Genomic DNA, 4,400 nt, shown 5'->3' on the forward strand with positions numbered 1-4,400 from the left:
TGATAACTGTTTTTCTGTTTCTGCCTGATAACTTGCTGCTATTGATATGTTTTTTTATTATCAAAGTTATCGTCGATAGCTGATTTTTATCAAGATTAAGTCTGTATGCCGATTCCAAAACCTGGATTGATTGCTGAACAATATGAAAAAGGTTGGGGTGATGTTTCTCTGTATTTGATAAATTATTATCAAATAGGCTGTAACCAAGAATACTGCGTAAAATGCATTTCTGAATATACTGATACAGTTCATGCAGAAGCGCATCAGGGTATATTATGGTAGTAATGATATTTTTACTCACTTCAGTAAAAAATGCTCTCAGCGTTGCGTACAGACGTAAGTCGATGAAGGGTATTTCGGTATTGTTTTGATCAAGTGAGTGGATAAAACAGTGCCTCAGTGCCTCTTCCGCACTGTATGATTTACGAGGGTGAAGCGGTAGCAGTACCGGTATATCACAGAGAGTGACTGGATTCCTGGGCGCACGGATCGCTTCCAACAGTAGCCAGATATACAGCAATTTTTTGCCTGGATAGGAGAGCGTCAGTTGGTCATCGAGGATGACAGCATGAAACTTGTCAACCACATCAGGTAAGGCTGGCGATTGTTGAATAAAACGGGAAAACATTAACTTTTCATAGACATCGTTTGCGGCGCGCTCAACCAGGGCTCCCTCGTGATTCAGTTCACAAATGGATGCAAGGATACCCATAATAAGAATCCGCCAGGCCGTTTCATTACCTGTAATCCTTATCCCTTTACGGCTGACAACTTCAAATTTCAGACCTCGGGCTGATAAGTAATTTTCCAGCGTTTTCAAATCTTTCTTTTTAGTTGTTAAACTAATTCCAATGTCTTCATAGAGTCGTGATGTGTTTACCGTCGTATAAAGAAATGCGTAAAAGAGAATGAGCTTAATCCTCTCTTCAACGGATGAATTATAATCTTTGACTTTAAGGTTTGATAAAAAGGTAAGCAAATCAGCATAAGTAAGATCGCAGACAAAAGCGTCAGCATGGATGGCAATGCGCTCTGTTTTAAGGTAATAATTGATGTTTGCGACACTGCGTTTTAACGTGAGTAAACTTTTTCCAGGAAAATGTTCAGGAATATCTAAAAATGCCAACTGTCCTTTATCTTGCATAAAGCTAAGAAAAGCAATGTCATACTGGTTAATGCTAATAATCACCTCCTATTTATAAGCACAATTTCAGTTGGTTTAAAATTTATGTCAATATACAGAAATTGATAGTGAGACGATGCTCACAAATTATTTCATAATATTTTCACGGAAACTTATTGTCGCAGTTTTATTACATTAAGTTACCTTGAATGTTGACAGGTACGCAGACGACAATGGGATCAGATAGTTAAAATTATTTATTAATTAAGACAGAGTATAGCCAATGAAGATGGACAAATTTAAAGACGGCATACAGTTATTTGGACGTTCATTATTATTGCCAATAGCGGTGATGGCACCGATTGGGATGATAATGGGTATCTGTGCTGCGCTGAGCCAGTCTTATATGATCAATAAGTTACCCTTCCTTGGTAACGATGTAATCAAAATGATACTGGAAAGTATGAGGGATATTACCGGGATTGTTTTTAACAATATCCCGTTATTATTTGCGATGGGGGTTGCCTATGGTCTCTCCAAAAATGAGAAAGGTATTGCCGTATTCTCTGCGGTATTAGCCTACCTGACGCTCACTATCGTGATGAACGTCTGGTTAAAGGTGAATGGCGCGCTAGCCAAAGGCGATCTCTCTTCTGTAGGCCAGGGTCTGGTACTGGGTATACAAACGCTGAAGATTGAAGCGATGGGGGGAATCATTTCCGGGTTGGTTGCTGCAAAAGTGACTGACCGGTTCTACCGGCTGCAGCTTCCTTTGGCTTTTGCGTTCTTCAGCGGTAAGAAGTCAGTCCCTATCATCACCTTCCTGTATATGATCCCCGTTGGACTGCTGATTCCTTTCGTATGGAGTGGGGTGACCACCGCGCTGACCAGCATCTCATTCATTATGATGAATGATACGTTCGGCGTCGGTGTCTATTGGTTTATTCACCGCACTCTGATCCCTTTCGGTCTCCACCATGTGCTGGCGTCAGTGCTGCGCTTTACTGAAGCGGGCGGGACCTATTTGATTAATGGAGAAACCTACACCGGTATTCTCAATGCGACCAACAAGATCCTTTTTGAGCTTGGTCCTAACGATCCGAGCTGGTCATTGATGCCTAAACTCACCGCCTATCTGGGGGCAGGCCAAATGCTCAATACGCTCTTCCGTGTTCCGGCTATTGGTCTGGCAATGTACCACGCCTCGTTTAAGGCAAACCGTCCTATTGCCAAAGGGATGATCCTGACAATCGTGTTGACCGCCTTCCTCGGCAACGTGACGGAACCGCTGGAGTTTTCTTTCCTGTTTATTGCGCCGGGTCTGTTCTTTATCTACACCGTGCTCTGTGGGGTGATGGCCATACCACTGGCGTTCCTTGATGTTTCGATTGGCTATATCCGCGGCACTATTTTCGACTTCGGTATCTTCGGACTGCTGTATGAAAATACCCACTGGGTGCAGCTTGTTATCCTGGGGGCAGTAAACTTTGTTGTCTTCTATGTGGTATTCCGCTTTGCGATTGAAAAATTCAAAATCCAGACCCCAGGCCGGGAAGAGGAGATCAGAAACAATAACCTGCTTAAAGAAAAGCGTTATCCGGAAATAGCCACTCTGGTATTAGAAGGACTTGGCGGGAGTGACAATATTAAGAATGTTGATAACTGCGTCACCCGCTTACGTATCGATTTAAAAGACCAGGGTAAGGTGCAGACAGATACGTTAAAAAATGCAGGATCTTCAGGGATATTTATTCCTAAAAATAACCATATCCACGTTGTTTTCGGTCCCCACGTCGAGTTTGTGAAGAACGCGATTGTCGATAAGATTGCTGGTAAATGATTAATAAGGAATAAATCGTGAGTGCATTATACGATTCAAAAACAAAAACTATGGATGATCGTGGGATCAGAGCGTTATTAACCGAAGAGGAAAAATACCGCTCGTGGTTGGATATTGAAGCAGCGCTGGCAAATGCTCAGAGTGAAATTGGCATCATTCCGCTGGACGATGCCCAGAAAATTATCCGTTCATGTCGTATTGAGAACATCGACATTAACACCGTAAATGAGCTGCAAAGAGAAATTGGGCATGGTTTTGTGCCCTTTCTCAAAATGCTGGTAAAAGCCTGCCCTGCGGACAGTGGTAAATATGTTCACTATGGCGTTACCACACAAAACATTCAGCAGAGTGCGCAACTGCTGGTTGTGAAGAAGGTGCACGTTAAATTCAAAATGGTTATTGAAGAGATTCTGCTCAATCTTGCACGGATCGCCACCCGTGAAGCGAATACCGTTATGCCAGGACGAACCCATGGCCGCCACGCGATTCCTATTACCTTTGGTTTTAAGGTTGCGGTATGGATCGATGAATTCCAGATGGCGCTGGAACGTATGGAGCAATGCGAAAAAAGGGTATTTCGCATCATGATGGGGGGGGCCGTAGGCGCCTTCAACTCAAGTGGTGAAGCTGGCCGGCAGGTACAAACTCGCATGGCCGAACTGCTGGGAATGTCTGAGATGCGCGTTCCTTCTCGTAATATCGCCAGCCACAAAGTTGAATATGTTCAGGTGCTTTCATTGCTGGCCAGCTGTTGCCACAAGATCGCCGAGGAAGTTTACAGTACTTCACTTGAAGAAATCGCTGAGCTGGGTGAAGGATTTACGACCGGAACGGTTGGCAGCAGCACGATGCCTCATAAGGTCAATCCAAAGCTTGCCAAGGGTATTATCGCTAATGCACAGAAACTGTACTCGCTTTCTTCTGTCATGCTCAACTCTTCAAGTCGTCCCTACGAAGCGGACAGCTCTTCTTACATGTTACTGGAATCATCGTTACATGAAGCGCTGGCGTTAATGACGGAAATCATTTTACGCGCTGAAGAACTTACCCGAACGCTGCGTGTTAACCGGGAGCAGATGCACCATAATGCACGTATTAATAACGGACTGGATAATAGTGAATTCATCATGATGAAACTTGCAGCCGTTTTGGGGAAAGATAAAGCCCATGAGAAAATGTATTCACTGGCAATGCAGTCAATACATGAGAAATCCAGTTTCTCTAATCTGTTGTGTGAAGACCCGCAAATTTCAGGCTTAATTACAAAAGATGAAATATTGACGTTGCTTGAACCCAATAACTATACAGGATTGTCATCAATAATCGCTGAAGAAGTTGCAAGGTCCGTCAAAGAAGAGTTAACCCTACGGGGCTAATAGCTATCTGATAATAACGATAAATTGTGAATATAAAGTATGGGCAGAAATGCCCATACAC

3 protein-coding genes are annotated in these 4,400 nt (G+C 43.3%); 2 read left to right on the forward strand and 1 reads right to left on the reverse strand.

Translation table 11 applies throughout. The features are described 5' to 3' along the window. The coding region (locus NNO04_RS22125) for a PRD domain-containing protein (RefSeq protein WP_271446488.1) at positions 1 to 1,189 on the reverse strand (1,189 nt) is incomplete at its 3' end. Positions 1,190 to 1,406: 217 nt separating this feature from the next. Between NNO04_RS22125 and NNO04_RS22130 the strand changes: the two genes are divergently transcribed. Together NNO04_RS22130 and NNO04_RS22135 are read left to right on the forward strand one after the other, a co-directional pair. Then, positions 1,407 to 2,963: a PTS transporter subunit EIIC gene (locus NNO04_RS22130; RefSeq protein ID WP_192612651.1), complete on the forward strand. Its 1,557-nt coding sequence runs from the start codon at positions 1,407 to 1,409 to the stop codon at positions 2,961 to 2,963. Positions 2,964 to 2,980: 17 nt separating this feature from the next. Next, positions 2,981 to 4,339 (forward strand): class-II fumarase/aspartase family protein, encoded by a 1,359-nt coding sequence (locus NNO04_RS22135; protein ID WP_271446489.1) that lies wholly within the window; start codon positions 2,981 to 2,983, stop codon positions 4,337 to 4,339. Positions 4,340 to 4,400 lie beyond the last annotated feature (61 nt).

It is taken from the genome of Citrobacter sp. Awk 4 (assembly GCF_028069725.1).
GTDB lineage: Bacteria > Pseudomonadota > Gammaproteobacteria > Enterobacterales > Enterobacteriaceae > Citrobacter_D.